A 25,329-nucleotide genomic window follows, 5' to 3' on the forward strand; every position below is an offset into this window, starting at 1 on the left:
ATCTAAAATCTAAAATCTAAAATCTAAAATCTAAAATCTAAAATCTAAAATCTAAAATCTAAAATCTAAAATCTAAAATCTAAAATCTAAAATCTAAAATCTAAAATCTAAAATCTAAAATCTAAAATCTAAAAATAAAAGTGTTTGAAGTAATAGCCGCCGAGCATAAAAATGAAATTTACCAAAGCAATGTTCCAAACGATTTTTTTGTAATTTCTAGATTTATCTAAGAAATGAAACGTAATAAAAAGGAAGAGTAAGAGACAAGTATAAATAGCTGGATACATTTTAAAAGCACCAAAAAAATTACCTTGAAAAAGTAAGAATAGAGAGCGCTGAAATCCACACCCTAAACAGTCATAACCAAAGAAGGTTTTGAATAGGCAAGGGATCATGTATTTCTCTAAGCTCATGGTGAATCTTTTTTGCAATTTTACTAAAAAAATATGACAAACGTTTGGAGTGGTATAGAACAAGTACTTGAAAGTTTTATACTTTTGAAATCTTAAAATACAGGAAGGATGAAAACTTTTAAAATTATAATAATGATTCTTGCGATTTCGGTTGCGCTTTATGAGCAAGTTTCAGAAGAAAAAAACATCTATATCATGATTGCTGCAATTGTAGTTTTCATGTTCGGAATGATGCAGCTTAGTGCTAAAACACCAAGTAAAAATAACGATAAAGAAGAGTAGAATGCTGGTAAAAGGAGATAAGGTTTCTGTACTTGATGAAGCCATAAACGGAACGGTGATTTCGGTTAAAAACAATGAAGTTTTGATTGAAAGTGAGGACGGATTTATGATGACATTTTTAGTCAACGAATTAATTAAAATACAAGAAACCAGTAATTTAATGAATTCTATTAAAAGAATTGATTTAGATGAAGTTTCAAAAGAGAAAACAGAGCCAAAACCGAGAAGTTTTGTTAAAGAAAAGAAAGATAAACGCGATGTTGGTGTTCCAGAATTTGATTTGCATATAGAAAAACTGGTTCCAAATAAACGCGGAATGTCTAACTATGATATTTTGACATTACAGACTGAAACGGCAAAAAGACATATCGAATTTGCAATTAGAAATCGCATTCCGAAAATCGTTTTTATTCATGGCGTGGGCGAAGGAATTTTGAAAGCCGAACTTGATTTTTTATTAGGCCGTTATGACGGAATTGATTTCCAAGATGCCAATTATCAAAAATACGGACTTGGAGCAACCGAAGTTTATATAAGGCAAAATAATAAATAAAGTCGCTTTTTGTAAGCGAAAATATGAATTGCAAAGTATAAAAAAAACGTCTGTTTTTTGAAGAGATTTATACTTAAATCAAGACAAAAAACAGACGTTTTTTTGTAAGAATTATTTCGGCTGATTTCTTTTTAGAAATATATATTTTTAGTCAGTTGCATCTCTGGTAACTTTTCCAAGAACGAAACTGCTTCCAAGTTTAAAGCTGCTTTTTCCTTTTTGTAAAATTACATTTTTAAGAACAATTGTGTGTTCATAAACTTGCCCTGTTCGCGTCGTCGTTACTTCAATAATTCCACTTGCGTTTGCTACACCCAGTTGGCCTGTCCACGTTTCATCGATTGCAGGAGAACTTGGTTGTACTTTAGCGCAAATAAAAGCTGGTGTAATAGATCCAGTTTCTGTCAATGCGGTTTTGTAAAATACTTTGTTTTGTGTTGCTGTTATTAAGCTTGTACGAGGTTGATTGCTAGTTGTAGGTACATTTACGATCAAAGCAGGATCGATATCTTCGATCGATAAATAAAATGAATTGTTGTAATTGTAAGTTTTGTTGTCACATTCATAAGCCGAACCATTCGGATTAGTTTTGAAAGTCAAATCGGCTTTAGTTATAGTTGTATTGTATGTTCCAAACACAAATTCAGCTTCTGTTTGATTTCCTGCTGGTTTTGCAAATGTTATATTTCTAAAAATAATACTATGTTCGTAACCCTTTATTCTTGTGCTTCCGTCAGTTGCACTTGAATCTACTAGTTGAGTTGTTGCGACTTCAATCAAACCTTCAACAGCATTCCATTCTTCAGTTACTTTTGGAGTGGTAGGAGGTATTGCACCACAAATATTATCTTTTGCTACAGTTCCGTCATAAGCTCTATAAACGACACGGTATGATCCTTTTCCATTTGCGTCAATAGTATACGTGTAGGTTCCTTGATCATTAATGATTGCTCCCTGAGGCAATTGAAGCAAAAGCGCTTCCTGAGATTTTAGTTTATAAATTAAAGTATTTGTTAACGGATCACAGGCTGACGATTCCTGTACATCAGCAAAATCTATTTCGTCTACAGTTAAATCTCCATCATCGCATCCATTCAAAAAGAGAGCGAACAATAGGAGGGCAGCATATTTTTTCATCGTAAAATTTATTTGGGTCAAAAATAGTGAAAAAATTGCCAAATGATATTTAAGATTTGACAATTGATATTTCTTAACTTTGCAGCAATGAAAAAAGTATATCTAGATAATGCCTCAACAACTGCCATACGTCCTGAAGTAATTCAGGAAATGACAAAAATAATGCTTGAGGATTACGGAAACCCATCGTCTACACACAGTTTTGGTCGAAACGGTAAGACCATATTAGAGCTTTCTAGAAAGAGTATTGCAAAACACTTAAATTGTACTGCTCAAGAAATAATTTTTACGTCTGGCGGAACGGAAGCCGACAACTGGATTTTACGCTCTGCTGTTGAAGATTTGAAGGTAGAGAGAATTATTACTTCAAAAATCGAGCATCATGCTGTTTTGCATACTGTTTGGGCGCTTCAGGAAGAATACCATATTCAAGTTGATTATGTTAATGTAAATGCAGACGGTAGTTTAGATCTAACGCATTTGTCTAATTTATTATCCGAAGAAAAAAAGACTTTGGTTAGTTTAATGCATGTCAATAACGAAACGGGGACAATTTTAGATTTAGATCGTGTAAGTTTGATTTGCAAGCAGTATAGCGCTTTGTTCCATTCGGATACAGTTCAATCTGTCGGAAAAACGGAAATCGATCTGCAAAAAACGCCTATTGATTTTATTTTAGCGAGTGCACATAAGTTTCATGGACCAAAAGGTATCGGATTTGCTTTTATTCGAAAAAATTCTGGTTTACAGCCTTTGCTTTTTGGAGGAGAACAAGAAAAAGGTCTTCGCGCAGGAACTGAAGCCGTGCATCAGATTGCTGGTATGGCAAAAGCTTTGTCTATTTCTTATGAAAAATTAGAGGAAGAAAGAATTTATATTTTAGGAATAAAAAATTATCTAATAGAACAATTAGAAATTCATTTTCCAAATTTTAGAATTAACGGAAAAAAAGAAGATTTCTATAATATTATCAATATCATTCTGCCGTTTTCATCAGATAAAACTTCGATGCTACTTTTTAGTTTAGATATGAAAGGAATTGCAGTTTCTAGAGGAAGCGCTTGCCAGTCTGGAAGTATTAAACCATCGCACGTTTTAAACGAAATGCTTTCGGAGACTGATTTGAAATTACCAAATCTCCGAATTTCATTTAGTCATTACAATACCAAAGAAGATATCGATTGGCTGATTGAGAGTTTGAAAACGTTATAAGTTGCTAAGATACTAAGGTTCTGAGATTCTAAGTTTTTTTTTAACCGCGAATTACGCAAAGGTCGCTAAGATTTTTTAGAACCATTAAAATGAAAAAGTTCGCAAAGCTTGTTTTGATAAAACTTTGCGAACTTTTTTTAACTCTAATTTAGATTCTTAATAAAAGCTTCTTTGCGAACTTTGCGGTAAAAACTACACTCAAAGTTTTTGAAACCTGAAACCTGAAACCTGAAACTTGAAACTTGAAACAAAAAACTATTTGCGAATTACTTTCACCTGAGAATCTTTGGTTAATTTGATTATCGTTGACGATTTCCCGTTTATTTTATCTTGATTTAATTTCACCACATAATCAACACCTTTAATGATTTCTGGGCTAATGTCCTTGAAAGCTATTGGTGTTGGTTGTCCAGAAATATTAGCAGAAGTAGAAACCAAAGGCTTTTTCATTCTCTCCATCAATTTGAAGCAGAAAGGTTCTTTTACCAATCTAACTCCTAGCGATTTGTCTGCAGCAATAATATTTGGAGCAACATTTCTAGCATCATCAAGAATTAAAGTAGTGGGTTTTTCCGATAAATCCCAGATTTGCCATGCAACTTCAGGAATTTCTTTAAACACATTGTACAGCATCTTTTCACCATTCATTAAAACAATCATGCTTTGTGTTTCTTCACGCTGTTTTAATTTGTAGATTTTAGCAACAGCTTCTGGGTTTGTAGCGTCACAGCCAATTCCCCAAACTGTATCTGTTGGATATAAAATGATACCGCCTTCCTTAATTACTTCGTATGCGTTGATAATTTCTTGATTAATATTTTCCATTAAAAAAAGACTTTTATTTTGGCAAAGATAATAATTCAAATTCCCGAATTCGATATTTATTAATTTATCATTAATTCGTTTCATAAATTTTGATGTGACTTTTTTAATTTTATTTTTGTAATATATTTTTTATTTTTAATAATATTTTTTTTTAAAAGTAAATTTATTCTTATGTTTGTTTAAATTTTTATACGTTTAATCTTAAAAATACCAAAAATGAAAAAATTATTATTTAGTGTTTTAATTGCTGCATCGTTATTTTCATGTAGTAATAATGATGAAGAACAAGTTTTATCTGTTGCTGATAAAAAAGAAGTATTTATGAAAAATACAGATGGTACTATCGTTACAGAGATACAAACTGAGGCATTTGAAAAAATAATTTCTAATCTTAAAAAAGCAAATGAGAATGATAAAGCAGCTTCTTTGACTGCTAAGTATAAAGATGATAATGGAACAATGAAACTGATTTCTTCTAGTGCTCAATCATCTAGCCTAACAGCTAAATCTGCAGCACAAATTACATTTCAATATAGAGCTCACGTTACAGGAAAACCTGAAAACGGACATGGATGGATGCCATGGTATATTCTTGGTACACCAGTAGGGACAATGGGTGAGAGTAGAAGATTAGAAGCAATGCAATTTGCTAATGGTTCATATCTAACCGGTTTTAGAGCAAGAGCGCACGTACAAGGTCATGGTTGGTTAAACTATGTTGGTTTAGGTGAGGTTGTTGGAACAACTGGTCAGGAACGTAGAGCTGAAGCTTTCCAAATAATCGTTCCGTCAGATTTTGCAACTCAGGTTGTTTACAGAGTGTATGTTCAAAATATTGGTTGGATGCCATATGTAAATAATGGTGAGATAGCTGGGACTGTGGGGCAAGGTTTAAGAGTTGAAGCTTTTCAAATGAATATGGTGGTTATTGAATAGGTTCTGGTAAAAAAATATACAACTACTAAAAAAATCGGTTTTCTATTTGAGAACCGATTTTTTTTAGTGATTATATGATAAGTTTTTTAGAATGATAGGTGTGTTGTAAAAGGCTTTTAGTAGAAAATCATTTACAATACTATATTTGCAAACAAAAAAAAATATTTTTGACTTTATGAAATATCCAAGGACTTACAGCAATGGAATGTGAAATTCGGGAGCGTAAAATGCTTGTCCATAAAATGGGAATTAGAAACTGGTTAATTCAGCTTGATTCTTATGAGTATTTTTACGATTTTAGAAAATTTGTTTCTAAACGATCACTTTAACCCCTAAAACAAGATCATTCAGATATGTGGTTTCAAAATTAATTTATATAAATATGTAGACGAAGGTGTTCTGTACGTTGATAAATTGGATAAGCTTATGATTGCAACAAACTATCCCAATTATAAGATTGGAAGGCGCGCCAAATGTCGATCTATTTATACAGATTTTGTTGCACTGCACGATTGTTTGTCAAGATCAAGAGAAGATTTAGTTCAAAAAAATAGAAAATTGGGAACATAATGACGAGATCAACAAAAATGAATTTATGAGTAAATGGGATTCGGTTTGATCTCCAATTACAAACACGGATTTTTCTATTTAGATCCAATGCATTGGAAAACATTAGAATTCATGAAAGGAAATTCTCTTCAGGAATTATTAAATAATTTTAAACTAACAAAAAAAAAATAATATTGGAAATTCTTTTTACTAAGAAAGAATTTCGGACAATGGTTTAAGTTTCTAATGAAAAAAAAGATTAAAGCTTAAGATAAAATTTGTTTATATACCTCTAAATATTCAGCAGCTGCAACTTTCCAATCGAAACTTGCAGCTCTTTTTTTCATGAGAGACTCTATTTCGCTTTTATTAGCATTAAAATGGTCTAATCCATTAAACAGTATATTTTTCATGTATTCAGGATCGAAATTAGCCCAATAACTCGCAACATCTCCACCAATTTCAGGTAAAGAAGTTTTGTCTGATAAAAATACCGGTTTGCCAAAGCTCATCGCTTCAATAGGTGGTAATCCAAAACCTTCTCTTATAGAAGGAAAAAGAAAGGCAGCGCAGTTTTTCATATAATATTGTTTGCCCTCATCGCTCACTTTTCCAGTTAAAAAAACCTGATTTTGAAGGCCATTATTATCAATTAGTTTTCTAATAACCTCACCATATTTTTTGGTATTATTACCCGAAATAATCAAATTATAATCTTTTATTAATTTCATCATATTAATAATAGATACATAATTTTTTCTTTCAATAAAATCTCCGATGGTATAAAAGAAAGGTTTGTCTACAGGAACATTACTTATAAAGTTTGAAGTGTCCAGCAATGTAGATATCGGATTTCCGTTATAAATGATGTGTTCCGGAACATTAGGAACCTTAAAATAATCATGTGTTTGCTTTTTTGCAAACTCAGAAATATAAGTAATAGCATTCGCTCTGGCTAATTTTTCAATAAACAGACGATTGCGTTTATGATTCATATCTGATGAAATTTCTTCAACAAAATTTACATCATGAATTGTAAGTAAGTATTTTGTGTTTTTTCGCGGTTCTAATTTAGAATTTTGATTAACGGAATGCCATAAATCATATTTATTCATAGATCGAAAGTGTTTATATCTATGAAACGATCTGTATTTGTGATATTCAAATTTATCTCCAAATTCATTTTTAAGCAAATCAGGTTTGCCAGAATTAAGATGAAGCTCTAAGTCGTCAAAAGAAAGATGTTGTAAACCTTTAATAAGTTCATAGTTAAAAGTTCCCAAGCCAGTAGCTCTATTGTTTATATTATGGGTTTCTAAAAAGACTCTTTTTTTCTGTGACATTGCTTAATTTTTTCACGAAAATACAATATTAATTTGATGTGTTAAATTGTATATGTATTTTTGTTGTTTATAAAAATATACTGATGAATTTTAAAGTAAATCCGGCATTTGAAAATAGTACCCCATCTGTACTTGATAATATTAAAACGTTTAATACTTCAGGAACTCTTTTTGGGAATGGTGATCGAAATAAAATAAAATTGTTTGAACTGAACGGAATAACAATCAATATCAAATCTTTTAAAATACCAAATATCGTAAATAAAATTGCTTACAAATATTTTCGAAAGTCAAAAGCAAGACGTTCGTTTGAATTTGCAACTATTTTATTAGAAAAAGGTATTGGAACTCCACAGCCAATAGCATTTCTTGAAAATTTTAATGCTATCGGGTTAAGAGATAGCTATTATGCAAGTGAGCATTTAATTACTGAATTAACTTATAGAGAACTTGTAGAAATTCCTGATTATCCGGATTATGAAAATATATTAAGACAGTTTTCAAAATTTACTTTCGATTTACATCAAAAAGGAGTTGAGTTTTTAGATCATTCACCAGGAAATACTTTAATCAAAAAAAACACTGATAATAAATATGATTTTTTTCTGGTTGATTTAAACCGAATGAACTTTCATGCAGATATGACTTTTGAACAGCGCATGAATAATTTTAGACGCTTAACACCTAAAAAAGAAATGGTTGCAGTAATGAGTAATGAATATGCTAAATTCTATAAAGAAAAAAGCGAAGCTGATATTTTTGAAAAAATGTGGCAAGTAACAGAAAATTTCCAAGAAAGTTTTGCCAAAAAGAAAAGATTGAAAAAGAAACTTAAATTCTGGAAGTCGCAGTCTTAGACCTTATGTTTTTTAGTTCTTGAAAACGAACACTAACGCTAAGTGCGTTTAAATAACAGATAATTAATCCTGATTTTCCGTCCAGAATACCTAAACGAATGATATATTGATGTAAAAATTGATAGGCTGGACGAATATAGAAATGGAAGAAATTTGGCTTTGTGTTTTTAGCCAATTCTTCTTGAACTTTTAGTTTTCCGTAAAGAATCATTTTTTGCTTATAATCTTCAAAAGCAGAGTAAGAAAAATGAATAAGTTTATTTTTTAATTTGCCTACTTCGCCTTTTATAATCAGTTTTTCATGAACGATTTTTTCTTCATTATAAAATGCATTTTCTTTCTTAAATAATCGAATAATCTTATCAGTTTGCCATCCGCTGAATAGCAATCTCTTGTTTTTAAACATAAAGGTTCGATAAATGAAATAAGCAGAAATAGAGTTTTTTTGATTGATAGTTAGTTCAATTTCTTTTCTTAATTCAGGAGTTAGCCGCTCGTCTGCATCTATAAAAAGAATCCAAGAATTTGAAGCTAGACTTATGGCATAATTTCGTTGTGCAGCAAAATTTTGAAAAAAATGCTGAACTGCTTTTACATTTTTAAAGGAAGTGGCAATCTCAAAAGTTTTATCAGAGCTAAATGAATCTACAACAATAATCTCATCAGCAAATGAAAGATTTTCCAAAACAGGACGAATGTTTTGTTCTTCATTGTGCGTAATGATTAATGCTGTCAGGCGCTGCTTTTCTGAAATCATTTTGTTAATTAAAGCCGTTCTGATTTAAAAACAATTTAATTCTGTCTTCAAAAAATTCGGGTAAAAACTTTTGATATAGAGGTAAAGCTTCTTTTTTAAGCATTTTCTCCGTTTTATTTTGAAACAGTAATGGATGATAATCTTTTAGATGAACAGAAAGATGCTGAATTCCGTCTTCAAAAGTTGCCCAGATTTTCTTTTCAATCCATGGAGAAAAAATAATGAAGGAAGGTTTGTCTAATGCTTTCGCCATATTTATTGCACCGCCATCATTTCCAATTATGGCATCACATTGATTTACTAAACCTATAAAAGATCTTAGGTCGCCTCCCAATAAATCGAAATAAATCTTGTTTTGTGTAGAAGGTTTGCAAGCATTAAAAACAATTTTGGCTTCTTCGGATTGTTTTGGGAAATAATTAAAAAGAATATTTACGTCTGCATTGTCGGCAATATAATCAACCACTTTAGCCATAAACTCCAAAGGGTAGGTTTTAAGTTTTTCGCTACCTAAAAGACTAATCATGATTGTTTTTCTGTCTTTTCGAATCTGATGTTTTTCGAATAATGCAATAGCCTCTTTGTTTTCTTTTTCAGAAACAAATAATTTAGGAATCGGATCTATCTCAATTTTAAGATTAAGAGGTTCTAATAAAGAAAGCCTTCTTTCTATTGCTAAACCTAAATTGGTTTTAGGAAAAGGTTCAAACGGAACATTGTCGGTATATAAAAATGTTCTTCCTGGCTTTTTATATGAAATTTTTCTTTTAGCACCACTTAAAAGAACTAGTATCCAGCTTTCTAGTTTTGAATAAGCATCAATTAGTACATCATAATTTTCTTTTCGAAGCTGTAGTCCCAATTTTAAAAGTTCTTTTTTGCTTTTTCGGTGTTTTTCTTCAAATAAAATAATATTGTCCATGTTTATATTTCCTTCTAAAACCGGTGTTGTTGAGGCGTAAACCAAATAGTCGATCTGTGCATCTGGATATGCACCTCTGAGGTTATTGCAAATAATGCTGCTGACCAAAACGTCTCCAATCATTTTTTGCTGGATTACAAGTATCTTCATGAAAAATAATGTTGTATTAAGAGACTGCAAATTGAAGCAAAAAAAAACCAAATTCCAATATAAATAATCAATTGGAATTTGGATTTTAAATATTTAGACTTTTTAAAGCTTATACCGCAACATCGTATTCACGAAGTGCATTGTTTAAAGAAGTTTTTAAATCTGTAGATGGTTTACGAGTTCCAATGATTAATGCACAAGGAACTTGGAATTCTCCAGCTGCGAATTTCTTTGTATAGCTTCCAGGAATAACTACAGAACGAGCAGGTACATAACCTTTCATTTCAACTGGCTCATCACCTGTAACATCGATAATTTTTGTAGATGCCGTCAAACATACGTTAGCTCCAAGAACTGCTTCTTTACCAACGTGAACACCTTCAACCACGATACAACGAGAACCGATAAAAGCACCGTCTTCGATAATAACTGGAGCAGCTTGTAATGGCTCCAAAACACCACCAATACCAACACCACCGCTTAAGTGTACATTTTTACCAATTTGAGCACAGCTTCCTACAGTTGCCCAAGTATCAACCATTGTTCCTTCGTCAACATAAGCACCAATGTTTACGTAACTAGGCATTAAGATTACACCGCTTGAGATGTAAGCTCCATAACGAGCAACCGCGTTTGGTACCACACGAATTCCTTTTTCAGCATAATTTCTTTTTAGCAACATTTTGTCGTGGTACTCAAAAATACCAGATTCCCATGTTTCCATTTTTTGAATCGGGAAATACATCACAACCGCTTTTTTAACCCATTCGTTTACCTGCCATTTGTCTCCAACTGGTTCAGCAACACGTAATTTTCCAGCGTCTACTAATTCGATAACTTCTCTAATAGCATCAGTTGTTGCGGTTTCTTGTAATAAAGCTCTATTTTCCCAAGCTTGTTCAATTATAGTCTGTAAAGAATTCATACGTTTAATTTTTTGGCAAAGATAAGGTATTTGTAGAAATGCAAAAAAGTAAAACGGTTTGAAAATGTTACAGATTTAACTTTTTGTTTCTTATTTGTAAGGTTAATGAAGTGATGTGTATTTTTTACTAATACTGCTACCACTAGAAGTTTTTTTTATATCAAAATATGACAAAAGTCAGGGTTTCTGCTTTTTCTTCGCTTTAATTTCGCAGTGTTGATCAACAATTCCATTCCATAAATAAATCATATAAGCAGTAAAATATGAATCAAGAAAATCACCTTCAAAACAGAGTAATCATTGACAAAGAAGTAAGCTGGGATAAAACTCAGGTTATTATGAGTAAAACAAATGCTTTTGGTATTATAGAATATGCCAACGAAGTGTTTGTAGATGTTTGTGGTTACGAAGACTATGAATTAATGGGGCAGCCTCATAATATCATACGTCACCCGGATATGCCAAAAGTTATTTTTAAAGTGCTTTGGGAAAATCTTAAAAATGGGAAAAACTTTCACGCTATTGTAAAAAATCTTGCAAAGTCTGGAAGATACTATTGGGTAATTACCGATTTTGAAATCGCCCGAGACGAAAACGACGTTATTGTAAATTATTTTGGAAGAAGACAAGCTGTACCGCAGGAAGTTATTGCGATGCATATTGAACCTTTATATAAAAAGTTATTGCAGATTGAAGCCGCAAGCGGAGTTGAATTTAGCGAAAAGTATTTAATAGGATTCTTGGAAGAGAAAAAGAGAACGTATGTTGAATATATTAAGGAACTGATTTACGAGCACGAAAAGTCACAATCTAAGTTTGCTAATTACAATGAAGAAGAGGATGCAGGAGAGGAAGAAGAACATAGAGGTTTTTTCGGCCGATTGTTCGGAAGATAAATTGAGTTATTTTTTAGGTTTGAATATTTGGATAAAAGTCCGTCTTGAATTTTCAAGGCGGATTTTTTTAATGAAAGTAATCTTGAAGAAGTTTATTTTGAGTGAAATGGAAAATTAGAAAAATATTTTAGACTAAATTTGCTGAAAATTTACAACATGCCAAGAATCCTTTCAATAGATTACGGACAAAAACGCACAGGAATTGCTGTTACAGACGAAATGCAGATTATTGCTTCGGGCTTGACTACAATTCCGACTCATACTTTGATTGACTTTTTGAGAGATTATTTTGCTAAAGAAAAAGTCGAAGCAGTTTTGATTGGTGAACCCAAACAAATGAATGGTCTTCCGTCTGAAAGTGCTTCTGTGATTAATGGTTTTGCAACTCACTTTTCGAATATCTTCCCAGACATGAAAGTGATTAGAGTAGATGAGCGTTTTACTTCAAAAATGGCATTTCAAACCATGATCGACAGTGGTTTAAATAAAAAGCAACGTCAGAATAAAGGTTTAATAGACGAAATTTCTGCTACAATTCTCCTTCAAGATTATCTTTCCGCAAAAAAATAACGCTGTTCGCCGTATTTTTTATTTATAATTTAATGGTTTTTAGAAAATCCTAACTTTTATCATCTAAAAATTAGTTTTTTTTTGCAATTAAAAAAGTACCTTTGCACTTTAAATAAAAATACTGTTATGCCTGACGAAACCATACGTTCAAATAGTGATGTAGTACTCATTGGCGCTGGAATAATGAGTGCCACTCTTGGAGTAATTTTGAAAGAATTACAACCAGATATAAAAATTGAAATTTACGAAAGATTAGATGTTGCAGCAGCTGAAAGTTCTGATGCTTGGAATAATGCAGGAACGGGACACTCTGCTTTTTGTGAATTAAATTATACTCCAGAAAAGGCAGACGGTAGCATCGATCCTAAAAAAGCAATAAGCATCGCAGAATCATTTGAGATTTCTCGCCAGTTTTGGTCTTACTTAGTGCAGCAAAATAAAGTGCCGTCTCCGGATAATTTTATTAAAAGCGTACCTCATATGAGTTTTGTATGGGGAGATAAAAACGTAGATTATTTAAAAAAGAGATTTGAGGCGCTTCAAAGCAATCCGATTTTCTCTGAAATGACTTTCAGTACCGATTTTGAGCAGCTTCAAAAATGGATGCCATTGGTTATGGAAGGAAGAAATGCTGATGAGAAATTAGCGGCAACGCATATGGAAATTGGTACCGATGTGAATTTTGGTGCTTTAACAAGAAGTATGTTCAATTACTTAGAAAAACTTGATGGTGTCTCTTTGTTCTTCAATCATGAGGTTAAAAAATTAAGACAGCGTGAAGATAAATCTTGGAGAATTAAAATTAAAGATTTGTCGACAGGAAAAACTCGTAAAGCTTATACTAAATTTGTATTTATTGGTGCAGGTGGAGGTTCATTGCCTTTGTTAGAAAAAGCAAATGTACCAGAAGGACATGGATATGGCGGTTTCCCAGTAAGCGGACAATGGCTAAAATGCACAAATCCTGAGGTAATCGCAAAACACGCGGCAAAAGTGTACGGAAAAGCAAGTGTTGGAGCTCCTCCAATGTCTGTTCCTCACATTGATACTCGTGTAATTGACGGTGAAAAAGCACTTCTTTTTGGGCCTTTCGCAGGATTCTCGACTCGTTTCTTAAAAAATGGTTCTTATTTAGATTTGCCTTTGTCTATTAAACGTAACAATTTAATTCCTATGTTAGCTGCAGGATATCACAATATTCCATTAACGAAATATTTAATTGAGCAGGTTCGTCAGTCTCCAAAAGACAGAATAAAAGCTTTACGCGAATATCTTCCAACAGCACGTTCAAAAGATTGGAAATTAGAAAAAGCAGGACAACGTGTTCAAGTAATTAAGAAAGATGAAAAAGAAGGTGGGGTTCTGGAATTTGGTACAGAAGTAATTAATACGCATGACGGAACTCTAGCAGTTTTACTAGGTGCTTCTCCTGGTGCTTCTACAGCTGTAGCAATTATGGTTGACTTAGTTAGCAGATGTTTTACAAATCAAATTAAAACACCAGAGTGGCAAGCTAAATTAAAAACAATGATTCCTTCTTACGGACAAACTTTAAACGACAAACCTGAGCTTTTAGCAGAGCTTAGAAAACATACAGCAGATGTTTTAAAACTAAATTAAGTTTAGGTTTTAAAATATTAGAATAAAAAACAAATCCAGATGAATTAATCTGGATTTGTTGCTTTTAGGTCGGTTGTGTTTTTTAGAATTTTTTCTGCCAGATTACTCATCCAGATCAATTGTTCAATTACCATTTGTGCTTCCTGCATTTTAGCCTGACGCGTTTCTTTATCTAAATCATCATCTTCTGCCAAGCGCGTAAAATGCTTTCGCTTTAATTCTTCAAATTGCAGAGTCACATCTTCTTTTTCAAAAAAAGTATCCTTTATAATAACTTCATTTCTTAAAACAGAAATAGAATGATCCAAATTGGCTAAAATTGTTTTGATGATATAATTAAAAGAATCTGATGCAGAAGTGGTTTGGTGTGACTGAATATAAGTTGACAATGAAGCTAAAGCAGATAATAAAGAGTGGTTTAAAACTACCAATTTGTTCACCAAAGGCATTGTCTTCTGTTTTGATTTTGGTTCTTGCATCATACGTTGGAAAGAAGTCATTAAATTGCCTATTTCAACAAAAGCATTTTTTCTGGCAAGGCGGTAAGAAGTAGGGACTTCGCCTTTTTTATTATAAAAATCTGCAATTTCTTTGAGGTAATTCCTGTTGGCTCGAATCGTATTTTCGATATGAATAGGCGTATTGATAAATTCCCACGCAGGCCATAAAAACTGATTGGCAATAAAGGCTAAAATAGCTCCAGCAAGCGAATCTAATATTCTGTATTGGATTACCTCATTGATATCTGGGGTAAGAATTCCGTAAATAAAAACGACATACATCGTAACAAATGTTGCGCTTATCTTATAGTTGATTTGGGTAAATGAAATTCCCAAAAGCATACATACAATAGAGAAAATGCTTAATGCTACGTGATTCTGAATAACCGATACAATTCCGAAAGCTATAAATCCTCCCAAAACAGTTCCGAACATTCTGTTGTAAGATCGTTCTTTTGTTAATCCATAACCAGGACGCATGATTACTACAATCGTAAGTAGAATCCAATATACGTTTTGAAATGGGAGCACTTGTCCGAGAAAGAAACCGATTAAAATAGTAATGGTTAATCGTATCGAATGTCTGAAAATCGAAGAAGAATAGCTTAAATTTTCGATTAAAGTTCGTAACGGATAATATTGTGGCGTAAGGAATTTTTCAAGTTCCTTGTCTTTGTCTTTTAGTTTATAAGACTGCATGGCTAGAGAAAGTGCGCGCTGAATGGTTTTGATTTTTCCAACCTGATTTTTAGCATATTTCAGCATATTGGTTAGCATTAAAACCCCTTCTGCTGCTGCTTCTTTACCTAATGTTTTTTCATAATCAAAAATGGCAAATTCTAGAGCATCCAATTCGTTTTTCAAATCATGTTTGTCAACATAAACACTAATATGACGGACATTTTTTGAAAGCTTCTTAAGGGTTGAAGCCAGTTTATAGGCAACATTTTGATACGTTCTTAAAACATCGGGATGTTTGGCGAATTTTTCATGAAGTTTGCTGTGATCGAAAGAAGTGTACAGCGCCAATTCTTGAATTTCGACCAAAGTAATAAAAACCAAAAGCATTTTTCGATTCTGACTCGTAATTCCAGACGCATTCTGGTTTCCAATCAGCATTTTTCTTAAATCTTCATGAATAAGATTCAATTCTACCTGTACGGCCAGCTGTTTCTCAATGATTGCTTTTCTATTCGCTTCTGGGCTCCATAAATCACCTCTTAGTTTTAGATATTTGGCAGTAAGTTTTATTCCTTCAGCGATTTGTAATTCTACATATTTATAGGGCTGTACAAAATGAAAAACAAGAGATACTACCAAATACAGAATTCCTCCGATAAAAATAAAGCCAGAATATTCAAAAGCTTCCCAACCTTCATGTAAATGTCCAAAAGAAAGAGAAATAGATAATAAAGCCGAGAAAGATATCAGAGTTGCTCGCTGCCCGTAAACCGAAATCATAGAGCATAAAAACAATAGAAATCCTAAAAAGATATAAAAAAGGAAAGGATATGGATAGACGAGATTTACAAGTAGATTAACGCCTGAAACAATAAATGAGGCAGCAATTAATCCTTTTATTTTATGGCTAAGAGAACTCGGAATATCGCTAGGATAGGTGTAAAAAGCTCCAAGTGCGATGGTGAACCCAATTTCAAAATGGCCTAAAAAATTTAAGACTAAAACAGGAACAACAGAAGCAATAGTTACTTTGGAAGCATTGAAAAATGAAGTGCTGTTTGTAAATTTTGAAATCTTATCAATCATAAAAAGAGGTTTACTAACAAAGGTAAGAATTGTAGGAGTGATTTTGGCATAATTATGGATGAGATTTTTAACAGCTTGTAAAAAATGCGATATAATAGTTTATTAGAATCATTCTTGACTATTTTTTACTATTTTTGCCAGCTGAAATAGCATAACTTTAATTCTGTTTTTGCAGCATATTAAATATAAATAAAAACAAATGATTTTACCAATTGTAGGATACGGTGATCCTGTTTTAAGAAAAGTAGGGCAGGACGTTACACCAGAATATCCAAACCTAAAAGAAACGATCGCAAATATGTACGAGACGATGTACAATGCGTATGGAGTTGGACTTGCAGCACCGCAGGTTGGGCTTCCAATTCGTTTGTTTGTTATAGACACAACGCCTTTTAGTGATGATGAGGATCTTCCTTCAGAGGAACAAAAAGATTTGAAAGGCTTTAAGAAGACTTTTATCAATGCTAAAATCGTTAAAGAAGAAGGAGAAGAGTGGGGATTTAATGAAGGCTGTTTAAGTATTCCAGATGTGCGTGAAGACGTTTACAGAAAACCAACTGTTACAATCGAATATTGTGAAGAAGATTTTGTAATGAAAACGGAAGTATTTGACGGATTAATCGCAAGAGTTATCCAACACGAATACGATCATATTGAAGGAATTTTGTTTACAGATAAAATATCATCTCTTAAGAAGCGTTTAATCCAAAAGAAATTGAAAAATATTACTGAGGGAAAAACGTCTCAGGAATATAGAATGAAATTTTTCGCAGCTAAAAAAGCAAGGTAAGTTTTCTAAATAGTTAGAAACAAAAAATAAATCAAATTCTTAATACTAATTTTAATAAAAATGAATTTAACGAAAATTTTAGCCATTTCAGGAAAACCAGGTTTATACGAATTAAAAGTACAAACTCGTACAGGTTTTGTGGCGGAATCATTAATTGATGGGAAGAAGATTACTGTAAATCTAAAAAGCAATGTAAGTTTATTGTCTGAAATTTCGATTTATACTTATGAAGGTGAAAAACCGTTAACTGAAGTAATGCAGCAGATTGCCGTTAAAGAAAATAAAGGACAAGCTATTTCTCATAAAGAAGATAATGCTACTTTGTCTGCTTATTTCAAACAAATTCTTCCAGATTATGACGAAGAGAGAGTTTATCCATCAGATATCAAAAAAGTATTAAATTGGTACAACACGCTTCAAGCAAAAGGATTAGTTACAGACTTAGCTCCTGCAGTTGAAGAGCCAAAAGAAGAAGCTCCAGTTGCTGCAGAAAAGCCAAAAAAAGCTCCAGCGGCTAAAAAAGCAAAAGCTAAAAAAGAAGAATAGTAGTTTTTCTTTAAACATAAAATAATCCTGTTAAGATGTTTTCTTGACAGGATTTTTTAATTTTACAGAATCGAGTTTAAATCAAAAGAAAACTTCAAAATGAGCAGAGAAAACCAGTTAAAAGCATTTGAGAGATTATTGAATATCATGGATGAACTTCGTGAGCAATGTCCGTGGGATAAAAAGCAAACTTTGCAGACATTGAGACATCTCACAATCGAAGAAACCTACGAGTTGGGCGATGCTATTCTGGACAATGATTTAAATGAAGTTAAAAAAGAATTGGGAGATTTACTGCTTCATATTGTTTTTTATGCCAAAATAGGTAGCGAAACCAATGATTTTGATATTGCTGATGTCTGTAATGAAATCTGCGAGAAACTAATTCATCGTCATCCTCATATTTATGGAGATGTAAAAGTAGAAAATGAAGAAGAAGTAAAACAAAATTGGGAAAAATTAAAACTCAAAGAAGGTAAAAAATCAGTTTTGGAAGGTGTTCCAAGAAGCCTTCCTGCTTTAGTGAAAGCAAGCCGAATTCAAGATAAAGTTAAAGGAGTAGGCTTTGATTGGGAAGAACCTCATCAGGTTTGGGATAAAGTTCAAGAAGAATTACAAGAATTGCAAGACGAGGTAAAATCTGGAAACCAAGATAAAATCGAAGACGAATTCGGAGATGTTTTGTTTTCTATGATTAATTATGCAAGATTCTTAAATGTAAATCCAGAAGACGCGTTGGAAAGAACCAATAAAAAGTTTATTAAGCGTTTTCAATACTTAGAAAGTAAAGCAAACGAATTAGGTAAGCCATTAATGGATATGACACTTACAGAAATGGACGTTTTCTGGAATGAAGCTAAAAAACTCTAGTTGTCGGCTAATTTCTTTAAAGCGCGAACATCTTTAAGCATAATCTTTTTACCAACCAATTCTATTAATCCCAATTTATTAAAATCAGATAATAAGCGAATACAGCTTTCTGTTGCAGTACCAATAATTCCTGCAAGTTCTTCTCTTGTTAGCTGAACTTTAAGCGTTTTGTCAGCGTCTTCGCCAAACTCGTCATGTAATTGCAATAAAGTTTCGGCAAGTCGTTGTTTAACGGTTTTCTGAACTAAAGCAATTTTTTCGTTTTCAGATTCTTTTAAATCTTCGCAAACAGACTGCATCAGATTTAAAGAAAACTGATTGTTATTGTTAAAAAAATTGATGATTTCAGTTTTAGGAATAAAACAAACCTCCATGTCGGCAATCGCTTTTGCGGTCAAGTTTGCCGGTTCGTTGCTAATCATCGAGCGCTGTCCAAGAAGTTCGCCAGATTTAACCAATTTTACAATTTGATCTTTTCCGTTTGCACTCAATTTTGAAAGCTTGCCAACACCATCTTTTATACAAAAAACTCCATTGGTTACTTCGCCTTCTTCAAAAATGGCTTCACCTTTTTTAATCTTGTAAGAGGTTTTACTGCTGGCTAATTTAATGACTTCTTCTTTGTTAAGGGCTTTTAGTGAGCTTAACTGGCGTACAATGCATTGATCACATTTATTCATGACAATATTTGTTTGCTGCAAAAATAAGCATATTTAAGGGTTTTAACGACCATAATAAGGTAAAATTATTATAAATTAGGGTTTACTCTCGTTTGAGCTTTTTATTTTATAAATTTAGGAATCCGATTTCAAAATAACATGATAATTGTCATCTTAAAAATTATGCTTTAATTGGAAATTTGCAACAAATAAAAACAAGTTTATGAGGGAGCAAAGTTGTTTTCATTGTGGTTTAACTATTGAACAAAATGAAGAAATTGATTTTGATGATAAAAAATTTTGTTGCACAGGCTGTAAAACAGTTTACGAAATTTTCAGCATCAATGACCTAACATCTTATTATGATTTTGAAAAGTCTCCAGGCGCCACTCCGCAAGACATCAAAGGAAAATATGATTTTTTAGAAAATGAAACCATACTAGCAAAGGTTTTGGAATTTCAGGAAGGAAACACTTCGATTGTTTCGCTCAATATTCCGCATATCCATTGCAGTTCTTGTATCTGGATTTTAGAAAACCTAAATCGTCTTCAGCCAGGAATTAGTACTTCTCAAGTTAACTTTCACGAAAAGAAAGTTAGAATTACGTTTAATTCAGACGTCGTTTCTTTAAAAGAAATTGTTTATCGTTTAAGTTCTATTGGTTACGAACCTTATATAAGTCTAGAAAATTACGGAACAGCAAAAGCAAAGGTAGACAGGAGTTTAACTTATAAGCTAGGCGTAGCTTTTTTTTGTTTTGGAAATATTATGCTGCTTTCATTTCCAGAATATTTCGAAATGAAAGAATTCTGGTTGGATAGTTACAAACCGTTTTTCAGATTACTGATTTTTCTTTTAGCATTACCGAGCTTCTTGTATTCGGCAAGCGGCTATTATATTTCTGCCTATCATAGTATTAGAACTAGAATGCTTAACATTGATATTCCGATTGCTTTAGGTATTATCGTGATGTTTATTCGAAGTACATACGACATGCTAATGGATCACGGTCCGGGATTTTTTGACAGTTTAGCCAGTTTAGTATTTTTTATGCTTCTTGGTAAAATGTTTCAAATTAAAACGTATAGCTTTTTAAGTTTCGAAAGAGATTTTAAATCGTATTTCCCAATAGCTGTCACTAAAATTAATAAAGATGCTACCGAAGATAATGTCGCTATTTATGATGTTTTAAAAGGAGATCGATTATTGATTAGAAATCAGGAACTTATACCTGTTGACGGAATTTTAATTAGTGAAAGTGCAGAGATAGATTATAGTTTTGTTACTGGAGAAGCAGTGCCAATTACTAAAAAATCTGGAGATAAAATATTTGCAGGAGGAAAACAGATTGGAAAAGTAATAGAAATGGAAGTATTGCATTCTGTTTCGCAAAGTTATTTGACCCAGTTATGGAGTAACGAAATTTTTCAGAAAAAAGTAGATCAGAAACATAAAACCATAACAGATGCAATAAGTCGATATTTTACCCCTATTTTATTGCTAATTGCATTTGGTGGTTTTGGTTATTGGATTTTTATTGATGCCAATACTGCTTTTAATGTTTTTACGGCCGTATTAATTGTGGCTTGCCCTTGCGCATTGGCTCTTACAGCTCCGTTTACTTTTGGAAATATATTGCGAATTTTAGGGAAAAAGAAATTTTATCTTAAAAATGCCATTGTAATCGAACAACTCGCCAAGGTGGATACGATTGTTTTTGATAAAACAGGAACAATTACGACGAATAGAAAATCCAATATAATGTATGAAGGAAATGCTATTTCGGATTCAGATATTGTATTGATTAAAAGTGTATTACGAGGCTCAAATCATCCATTAAGCCGAATGCTTTATGATTTTCTGCCAGAAGCTAAACGTGTCGCTGTAGAAGAATTTCAAGAGATTACAGGAAAAGGAATTTTGGCAACTGTTGAGGATAAAGAAATTAAAATTGGTTCAGGACAATTTGTAGATGATATAGTTGCAGATGGTTCGGAAATTGAAAAAACAGCATTGCATATTAAAATAGGAGGGATTTATTTTGGGAAATTTATTTTTCAAAATCAATATCGTGAAGGTTTGGAAAAGCTTTTTGCAGATTTGAGTAAAGCTTATAAAATCAAAGTGCTTTCTGGAGATAATGATGGTGAGAGAGCTAATTTGGAAGCAATTCTTCCAAAAGGAACTGAGTTGATCTTTAATCAGAAACCAGAACAAAAACTAGAATACATAAAGAAACTTCAAGAAAAAGGGCAAAATGTGATGATGGTCGGTGACGGGCTGAATGATGCAGGAGCGCTGGCGCAAAGCAATGTCGGGATTTCTATTTCAGAGAATGTAAATGTCTTTTCGCCTGCATGTGATGCAATTCTAGATGCAACAGAATTTTCACGTTTAAACTACTTTCTAAAGCTTTCACATAAAGCGATTTCTATTATTAAAATGAGTTTCGGACTTTCCTTGCTTTACAACGTTGTTGGGCTTGCATTTGCAGTTACAGGAAACCTACTTCCGTTAGTTGCTGCTATCATTATGCCATTGAGTACAATTACTATTGTAAGTTTTGTAACTTTAATGTCTAACTATTTCAGTAACAGAAATTTATAATAATTATAATTTGTATCATAAGATTTTTTTTATAAATTTAACAATCTTTTTGTTTATGATAATTATCATATTTTATACGCCCTTAACGAAGTAATTTTGTTAATATAAATCTAAGGTATGAGTGTTATTTATCTATTAATTTCAGTAAGTATTTTTGTGGCAATCTGTTTCTTTATTGCCTTTATCGCAGCTGTCAAGTCTGGACAGTACGATGATGATTATACCCCTTCAGTCAGAATTCTTTTTGATGACGAAACCAAAATTAATTCCCAAAATAATAATTCACCAATCGAAGAAAAACAAGTATAATTATGGAAATGGAACAGTTTTATTACGACAACAAAATTGTAAAAAAATTCATTTACGCCACAATACTATTTGGTGTTGTGGGTATGTTAGTGGGGCTTACCCTTGCGGTAATGTACCTTTTTCCCAACATTACAGATGGGATTTCGTGGCTTAGTTACGGCCGTTTGAGACCGTTACACACCAATGCAGTTATTTTTGCCTTTGTGGGTAATGCCTTCTTTGCCGGTATGTACTACTCGCTGCAAAGATTGCTAAAAGCCAGAATGTTTAGTGATTTTTTAAGTAACCTTCATTTCTGGGGATGGCAGTTAATTATTGTAGCAGCCGCAATTACACTTCCGTTAGGTTATACTTCTTCTAAAGAATATGCAGAGCTAGAGTGGCCAATTGACATTGCAATCGCTTTAATTTGGGTTGTAATGGGAATCAATATGATTGGAACCATGCTGCGTCGTAGAGAACGTCACTTGTATGTCGCCATCTGGTTTTATTTAGCAACATTTGTAACGGTAGCAGTACTTCATATCTTTAATAATATAGAAATTCCGGTTTCAGCTTTAAAAAGCTACTCTGTATATGCAGGTGTTCAGGATGCACTTGTGCAATGGTGGTACGGGCATAATGCGGTGGCATTCTTCCTTACAACTCCGTTCTTGGGATTAATGTACTATTTCGTTCCAAAAATTGCAAACAGACCTGTTTATTCTTATAGATTATCTATTATTCACTTTTGGTCTTTAATCTTTATATATATCTGGGCAGGACCTCATCACTTATTATATTCTGCATTGCCAAACTGGGCTCAGAATTTAGGGGTTGCATTCTCAGTAATGTTAATTGCTCCATCTTGGGGAGGTATGATCAATGGTCTTCTTACGTTAAGAGGAGCTTGGGATAAAGTTCGTGAAGAACCCGTTTTAAAATTCTTCGTAGTGGCAATTACAGGTTACGGTATGGCAACTTTTGAAGGTCCGATGTTATCTTTAAAAAACGTAAATGCTATTGCGCATTATACGGACTGGATTGTAGCACACGTACACGTAGGGGCTTTAGCTTGGAATGGTTTCATGTCATTTGGTATTATCTATTGGTTGATTCCAAGAATGACAAAGTCAGAGCTATTCTCTAAGAAATTGGCAAACTTCCATTTCTGGATTGGGACTTTAGGTATTATCGTATATACAATTCCGTTATATGTGGCTGGTTTCCAACAAGCATCAATGTGGAAACAATTTAATCCAGATGGTACTTTAACTTATGGTAATTTCCTTGAAACTGTAACGGCTATTATGCCAATGTATTGGATGAGAGCTATTGGAGGTAGTTTGTATCTAATAGGTATGCTGACTTTAGTTTATAATATTATTATGACTGTAAAAGCTGGTAATACAATTGAAGATGAATTGGCTCAGGCTCCAGCTTTGCAAACAATAAAAAGCAGTAGATTAAGTGGAGAGAAATTCCACTCATGGTTAGAAAGAAAACCAATCCAATTAACCATTTTAGCTACTATTGCAATTTTAATTGGAGGTATTATTCAGATTGTTCCAACGATAATGGTAAAATCAAATATTCCAACTATTTCAAGTGTAAAACCATATACACCGTTAGAGCTTGAAGGACGTGATTTATATATTAGAGAAGGTTGTGTTGGATGTCACTCTCAGTCTGTTCGTCCATTTAGAAGTGAGGTTGAACGTTATGGAGTTCAGTCAAAAGCAGGTGAGTTTGTTTACGACCATCCATTCTTATGGGGATCAAAACGTACAGGTCCAGATTTGTTAAGAGTAGGTGGTAAGTATAATGATAATTGGCATTTTAACCACATGTGGAATCCACAAAGTACATCTGCTGGATCAATTATGCCAGGATATAAATGGCTGTTTGATAATAAACCAATGGATATTTCATTGACTCAGAAGAAAATGCAAGCTATGATTTCTTTAGGGGTGCCATATACTCCAGAAGAAGTTGCTAATGCACAAAGAACTTTAAGAGAGCAGGCTGTTAAGATAGAAAAAAACTTAGAAAGCGATCCTGATTTTGTTAAGAGTTATGAAGACAGCCGCAAAAAAGCTGAAGCAAAAGGCGAGAAATTCATTCCGATGAACGAAAGAGAAATCGTTGCTTTGATCGCTTATATTCAAAGACTTGGTACTGATATTAAAGTAAAAGAAACTTCAAAATAACAGCATTATGTTTGAACAAATAAAACACAATATGGAAACAATATCGGGTATAGAAGTTTACCCGATTATTTCCCTCTTAATTTTCTTCTTATTCTTTGTAGGATTAGGCGTTTGGGTATTCTCTTATAGAAAAGAAAAAATTCAAGAAATGAGCAATATACCTTTAGATGAAGGACTTAATGTAATTACAAAAGATAGATAAAAATGAAAAAGTTTTTCCCAGTATATGTTAGAGTACCGTTGATTTTCTTCATCGTATTTGCTTTGATGGAATATTTTATAGACTCAGGCGATAAGCCCGCTTTTGTAAAGTTCCCAATGGTAGCACTCTTTTTATTCGTCTTTTTATTTATTCTGATTGCAATCGAAATTACACTTAGTGCTGTAAATCGAATGATGTATCAATTGCTATCGCCAGAAGAAAAAGCGCAAAAAGAACTTGAAGAAAGTTTAAGCTTCAAAGAAAGCACTTGGTTTAAAAACCTTATGCATAAATTGACTAAAACAGAACCGATTGAAAAAGAAGCTGATTTATTGATGGATCATGATTATGACGGAATCAAAGAATTGGACAATAATTTACCGCCATGGTGGGTATATTTATTCTACATCTGTATCATTTTTGGAGTAATCTATGTAGTTCGTTACGATGTTTTAGGAGCCGATGATCAAGAAATGGAATTGAAAAAAGAAATGGCGCAGGCAAAAATTGATGTTGAAGAATACATGAAAACAGCACCAGATTTAATGGATGAAAAAACGGTTGTTTTGCTTACTGACGAGCCGAGTTTAGCTGCAGGAAAAGAAATTTTCACAACCAATTGCGCAGCATGTCACCGTGCCGATGCAGGAGGTCAGATTGGTCCAAACCTTACAGACGATAAATGGATTTTAGGAGGAGGAATTAAAAATCTATTCCACACCATTACAAATGGAGGTAGAGACGGTAAAGGGATGATTGCATGGAAAGGAACCCTTAAACCAAAAGAAATACAAAAAGTGGCAAGTTATATTCTTTCTCTGCAAGGAAGTAATCCTAAAGATCCAAAAGAAGCTGAAGGAGAAGTTTGGGTAGATGATAGTGCTCCCAAAACAGATGCGACCGCTGCAGCACCAAAAGATACCACACAAGTTAAAAAATAAT

General features: G+C 32.9%; 25 protein-coding genes. 16 read left to right on the top strand and 9 right to left on the bottom strand.

Going from position 1 to position 25,329, the window contains the following annotated elements:
* Positions 1-128: 128 nt before the first annotated feature.
* Positions 129-413, bottom strand: coding sequence for a DUF2752 domain-containing protein (locus NCC77_RS10480; protein WP_349306045.1), 285 nt, complete (start codon positions 411-413; stop codon positions 129-131).
* Between the two features lie 108 nt (positions 414-521).
* Between NCC77_RS10480 and NCC77_RS10485 the strand changes: the two genes are divergently transcribed.
* Together NCC77_RS10485 and NCC77_RS10490 are read left to right on the top strand one after the other, a co-directional pair.
* On the top strand, positions 522-695 hold the full coding sequence (locus NCC77_RS10485) for a hypothetical protein (RefSeq protein ID WP_008462622.1): 174 nt from the start codon (positions 522-524) through the stop codon (positions 693-695).
* A 1-nt stretch (position 696) separates the two neighbouring features.
* On the top strand, positions 697-1,248 hold the full coding sequence (locus tag NCC77_RS10490; RefSeq protein WP_250835521.1) for a DUF8465 domain-containing protein: 552 nt from the start codon (positions 697-699) through the stop codon (positions 1,246-1,248).
* Positions 1,249-1,395: 147 nt separating this feature from the next.
* Here the strand turns inward: NCC77_RS10490 and NCC77_RS10495 are convergent, their stop codons facing one another.
* Positions 1,396-2,385, bottom strand: a complete 990-nt coding sequence (locus tag NCC77_RS10495; RefSeq protein ID WP_250835522.1) for a hypothetical protein — start codon at positions 2,383-2,385, stop codon at positions 1,396-1,398.
* A gap of 87 nt (positions 2,386-2,472) precedes the next feature.
* Between NCC77_RS10495 and NCC77_RS10500 the strand changes: the two genes are divergently transcribed.
* Entirely contained in the window at positions 2,473-3,597 is a 1,125-nt protein-coding gene (locus NCC77_RS10500; protein WP_250835523.1) for a cysteine desulfurase family protein, read from the top strand.
* 255 nt (positions 3,598-3,852) lie between these two features.
* Here the strand turns inward: NCC77_RS10500 and NCC77_RS10505 are convergent, their stop codons facing one another.
* The gene (locus tag NCC77_RS10505) at positions 3,853-4,422 is read right to left on the bottom strand and encodes an L-threonylcarbamoyladenylate synthase (RefSeq protein ID WP_250835524.1); all 570 of its coding nucleotides are present in this window, start codon (positions 4,420-4,422) and stop codon (positions 3,853-3,855) included.
* 321 nt (positions 4,423-4,743) lie between these two features.
* Here NCC77_RS10505 and NCC77_RS10510 point away from each other — a divergent pair, with 321 nt between their 5' ends.
* Positions 4,744-5,358, top strand: coding sequence for a hypothetical protein (locus tag NCC77_RS10510; RefSeq protein ID WP_250835525.1), 615 nt, complete (start codon positions 4,744-4,746; stop codon positions 5,356-5,358).
* Between the two features lie 815 nt (positions 5,359-6,173).
* Here the strand turns inward: NCC77_RS10510 and NCC77_RS10515 are convergent.
* Positions 6,174-7,250, bottom strand: coding sequence for a glycosyltransferase family 4 protein (locus NCC77_RS10515; RefSeq protein WP_250835526.1), 1,077 nt, complete (start codon positions 7,248-7,250; stop codon positions 6,174-6,176).
* Positions 7,251-7,333: 83 nt separating this feature from the next.
* Between NCC77_RS10515 and NCC77_RS10520 the strand changes: the two genes are divergently transcribed.
* Positions 7,334-8,107: a Kdo domain containing protein gene (locus tag NCC77_RS10520; protein WP_250835527.1), complete on the top strand. Its 774-nt coding sequence runs from the start codon at positions 7,334-7,336 to the stop codon at positions 8,105-8,107.
* Here NCC77_RS10520 and NCC77_RS10525 read toward each other — a convergent pair.
* From NCC77_RS10525 to NCC77_RS10535, 3 genes are all read right to left on the bottom strand, one after another.
* The gene (locus tag NCC77_RS10525) at positions 8,082-8,864 is read right to left on the bottom strand and encodes a glycosyltransferase family 2 protein (RefSeq protein ID WP_250835528.1); all 783 of its coding nucleotides are present in this window, start codon (positions 8,862-8,864) and stop codon (positions 8,082-8,084) included. The genes NCC77_RS10520 and NCC77_RS10525 overlap by 26 nt on opposite strands.
* A gap of 4 nt (positions 8,865-8,868) precedes the next feature.
* Entirely contained in the window at positions 8,869-9,936 is a 1,068-nt protein-coding gene (locus tag NCC77_RS10530; RefSeq protein WP_250835529.1) for a glycosyltransferase family 9 protein, read from the bottom strand.
* A 109-nt stretch (positions 9,937-10,045) separates the two neighbouring features.
* Positions 10,046-10,861, bottom strand: a complete 816-nt coding sequence (locus tag NCC77_RS10535; protein WP_248726233.1) for a 2,3,4,5-tetrahydropyridine-2,6-dicarboxylate N-succinyltransferase — start codon at positions 10,859-10,861, stop codon at positions 10,046-10,048.
* 263 nt (positions 10,862-11,124) lie between these two features.
* On the opposite strand from NCC77_RS10535, the gene NCC77_RS10540 reads away from it, so the two are divergent.
* The 3 genes from NCC77_RS10540 to NCC77_RS10550 all read left to right on the top strand — a co-directional run bounded on the left by NCC77_RS10540 (position 11,125) and on the right by NCC77_RS10550 (position 13,947).
* Positions 11,125-11,757: a PAS domain-containing protein gene (locus tag NCC77_RS10540; protein WP_250835530.1), complete on the top strand. Its 633-nt coding sequence runs from the start codon at positions 11,125-11,127 to the stop codon at positions 11,755-11,757.
* Positions 11,758-11,913: 156 nt separating this feature from the next.
* The gene (ruvX, locus tag NCC77_RS10545; protein ID WP_250835531.1) at positions 11,914-12,327 is read left to right on the top strand and encodes a Holliday junction resolvase RuvX; all 414 of its coding nucleotides are present in this window, start codon (positions 11,914-11,916) and stop codon (positions 12,325-12,327) included.
* 126 nt (positions 12,328-12,453) lie between these two features.
* Positions 12,454-13,947, top strand: coding sequence for a malate:quinone oxidoreductase (locus NCC77_RS10550; protein ID WP_250835532.1), 1,494 nt, complete (start codon positions 12,454-12,456; stop codon positions 13,945-13,947).
* 44 nt (positions 13,948-13,991) lie between these two features.
* Here NCC77_RS10550 and NCC77_RS10555 read toward each other — a convergent pair whose 3' ends face one another.
* Entirely contained in the window at positions 13,992-16,214 is a 2,223-nt protein-coding gene (locus NCC77_RS10555; protein WP_250835533.1) for an FUSC family protein, read from the bottom strand.
* Positions 16,215-16,413: 199 nt separating this feature from the next.
* Here NCC77_RS10555 and def point away from each other — a divergent pair, with 199 nt between their 5' ends.
* The 3 genes from def to mazG all read left to right on the top strand — a co-directional run bounded on the left by def (position 16,414) and on the right by mazG (position 18,420).
* Positions 16,414-17,004 (top strand): peptide deformylase, encoded by a 591-nt coding sequence (gene def, locus NCC77_RS10560; RefSeq protein ID WP_250835534.1) that lies wholly within the window; start codon positions 16,414-16,416, stop codon positions 17,002-17,004.
* Between the two features lie 60 nt (positions 17,005-17,064).
* Positions 17,065-17,550 carry a DUF5606 family protein gene (locus tag NCC77_RS10565; RefSeq protein ID WP_250835535.1) on the top strand — a complete coding sequence of 162 codons (486 nt, stop codon included), beginning with the start codon at positions 17,065-17,067 and terminating at the stop codon, positions 17,548-17,550.
* 99 nt (positions 17,551-17,649) lie between these two features.
* A complete protein-coding gene (gene mazG, locus NCC77_RS10570; protein WP_111424177.1) occupies positions 17,650-18,420 on the top strand; it encodes a nucleoside triphosphate pyrophosphohydrolase in 771 nt (256 codons plus the stop codon).
* On the opposite strand, the gene NCC77_RS10575 is transcribed toward mazG, so the two are convergent.
* Entirely contained in the window at positions 18,417-19,100 is a 684-nt protein-coding gene (locus NCC77_RS10575; protein ID WP_250835536.1) for a Crp/Fnr family transcriptional regulator, read from the bottom strand. The genes mazG and NCC77_RS10575 overlap by 4 nt on opposite strands.
* A 202-nt stretch (positions 19,101-19,302) precedes the next feature.
* Between NCC77_RS10575 and NCC77_RS10580 the strand changes: the two genes are divergently transcribed.
* From NCC77_RS10580 to NCC77_RS10600, 5 genes are all read left to right on the top strand, one after another.
* Positions 19,303-21,687, top strand: a complete 2,385-nt coding sequence (locus NCC77_RS10580; protein WP_250835537.1) for a heavy metal translocating P-type ATPase — start codon at positions 19,303-19,305, stop codon at positions 21,685-21,687.
* Positions 21,688-21,804: 117 nt separating this feature from the next.
* Positions 21,805-21,996: a cbb3-type cytochrome oxidase assembly protein CcoS gene (gene ccoS, locus NCC77_RS10585; RefSeq protein ID WP_095930917.1), complete on the top strand. Its 192-nt coding sequence runs from the start codon at positions 21,805-21,807 to the stop codon at positions 21,994-21,996.
* Between the two features lie 2 nt (positions 21,997-21,998).
* Positions 21,999-24,185, top strand: a complete 2,187-nt coding sequence (ccoN, locus tag NCC77_RS10590; protein ID WP_095930916.1) for a cytochrome-c oxidase, cbb3-type subunit I — start codon at positions 21,999-22,001, stop codon at positions 24,183-24,185.
* Positions 24,186-24,192: 7 nt separating this feature from the next.
* On the top strand, positions 24,193-24,387 hold the full coding sequence (locus NCC77_RS10595) for a cbb3-type cytochrome oxidase subunit 3 (RefSeq protein ID WP_250835538.1): 195 nt from the start codon (positions 24,193-24,195) through the stop codon (positions 24,385-24,387).
* Between the two features lie 2 nt (positions 24,388-24,389).
* Entirely contained in the window at positions 24,390-25,328 is a 939-nt protein-coding gene (locus NCC77_RS10600; RefSeq protein ID WP_250835539.1) for a cbb3-type cytochrome c oxidase N-terminal domain-containing protein, read from the top strand.
* The last annotated feature ends 1 nt before the right edge of the window (position 25,329 follow it).

The organism is Flavobacterium tyrosinilyticum, assembly GCF_023656565.1.
Classification (GTDB): Bacteria; Bacteroidota; Bacteroidia; order Flavobacteriales; family Flavobacteriaceae; genus Flavobacterium; species Flavobacterium tyrosinilyticum.

Coding starts and splice junctions, on each gene's coding strand:
- NCC77_RS10480 (WP_349306045.1), bottom strand. CDS start 413: ATGAGCTTAGAGAAATACATGATCCCTTGCCTATTCAAAACCTTCTTT.
- NCC77_RS10485 (WP_008462622.1), top strand. CDS start 522: ATGAAAACTTTTAAAATTATAATAATGATTCTTGCGATTTCGGTTGCG.
- NCC77_RS10490 (WP_250835521.1), top strand. CDS start 697: ATGCTGGTAAAAGGAGATAAGGTTTCTGTACTTGATGAAGCCATAAAC.
- NCC77_RS10495 (WP_250835522.1), bottom strand. CDS start 2,385: ATGAAAAAATATGCTGCCCTCCTATTGTTCGCTCTCTTTTTGAATGGA.
- NCC77_RS10500 (WP_250835523.1), top strand. CDS start 2,473: ATGAAAAAAGTATATCTAGATAATGCCTCAACAACTGCCATACGTCCT.
- NCC77_RS10505 (WP_250835524.1), bottom strand. CDS start 4,422: ATGGAAAATATTAATCAAGAAATTATCAACGCATACGAAGTAATTAAG.
- NCC77_RS10510 (WP_250835525.1), top strand. CDS start 4,744: ATGAAAAATACAGATGGTACTATCGTTACAGAGATACAAACTGAGGCA.
- NCC77_RS10515 (WP_250835526.1), bottom strand. CDS start 7,250: ATGTCACAGAAAAAAAGAGTCTTTTTAGAAACCCATAATATAAACAAT.
- NCC77_RS10520 (WP_250835527.1), top strand. CDS start 7,334: ATGAATTTTAAAGTAAATCCGGCATTTGAAAATAGTACCCCATCTGTA.
- NCC77_RS10525 (WP_250835528.1), bottom strand. CDS start 8,864: ATGATTTCAGAAAAGCAGCGCCTGACAGCATTAATCATTACGCACAAT.
- NCC77_RS10530 (WP_250835529.1), bottom strand. CDS start 9,936: ATGAAGATACTTGTAATCCAGCAAAAAATGATTGGAGACGTTTTGGTC.
- NCC77_RS10535 (WP_248726233.1), bottom strand. CDS start 10,861: ATGAATTCTTTACAGACTATAATTGAACAAGCTTGGGAAAATAGAGCT.
- NCC77_RS10540 (WP_250835530.1), top strand. CDS start 11,125: ATGAATCAAGAAAATCACCTTCAAAACAGAGTAATCATTGACAAAGAA.
- ruvX (WP_250835531.1), top strand. CDS start 11,914: ATGCCAAGAATCCTTTCAATAGATTACGGACAAAAACGCACAGGAATT.
- NCC77_RS10550 (WP_250835532.1), top strand. CDS start 12,454: ATGCCTGACGAAACCATACGTTCAAATAGTGATGTAGTACTCATTGGC.
- NCC77_RS10555 (WP_250835533.1), bottom strand. CDS start 16,214: ATGATTGATAAGATTTCAAAATTTACAAACAGCACTTCATTTTTCAAT.
- def (WP_250835534.1), top strand. CDS start 16,414: ATGATTTTACCAATTGTAGGATACGGTGATCCTGTTTTAAGAAAAGTA.
- NCC77_RS10565 (WP_250835535.1), top strand. CDS start 17,065: ATGAATTTAACGAAAATTTTAGCCATTTCAGGAAAACCAGGTTTATAC.
- mazG (WP_111424177.1), top strand. CDS start 17,650: ATGAGCAGAGAAAACCAGTTAAAAGCATTTGAGAGATTATTGAATATC.
- NCC77_RS10575 (WP_250835536.1), bottom strand. CDS start 19,100: ATGAATAAATGTGATCAATGCATTGTACGCCAGTTAAGCTCACTAAAA.
- NCC77_RS10580 (WP_250835537.1), top strand. CDS start 19,303: ATGAGGGAGCAAAGTTGTTTTCATTGTGGTTTAACTATTGAACAAAAT.
- ccoS (WP_095930917.1), top strand. CDS start 21,805: ATGAGTGTTATTTATCTATTAATTTCAGTAAGTATTTTTGTGGCAATC.
- ccoN (WP_095930916.1), top strand. CDS start 21,999: ATGGAAATGGAACAGTTTTATTACGACAACAAAATTGTAAAAAAATTC.
- NCC77_RS10595 (WP_250835538.1), top strand. CDS start 24,193: ATGTTTGAACAAATAAAACACAATATGGAAACAATATCGGGTATAGAA.
- NCC77_RS10600 (WP_250835539.1), top strand. CDS start 24,390: ATGAAAAAGTTTTTCCCAGTATATGTTAGAGTACCGTTGATTTTCTTC.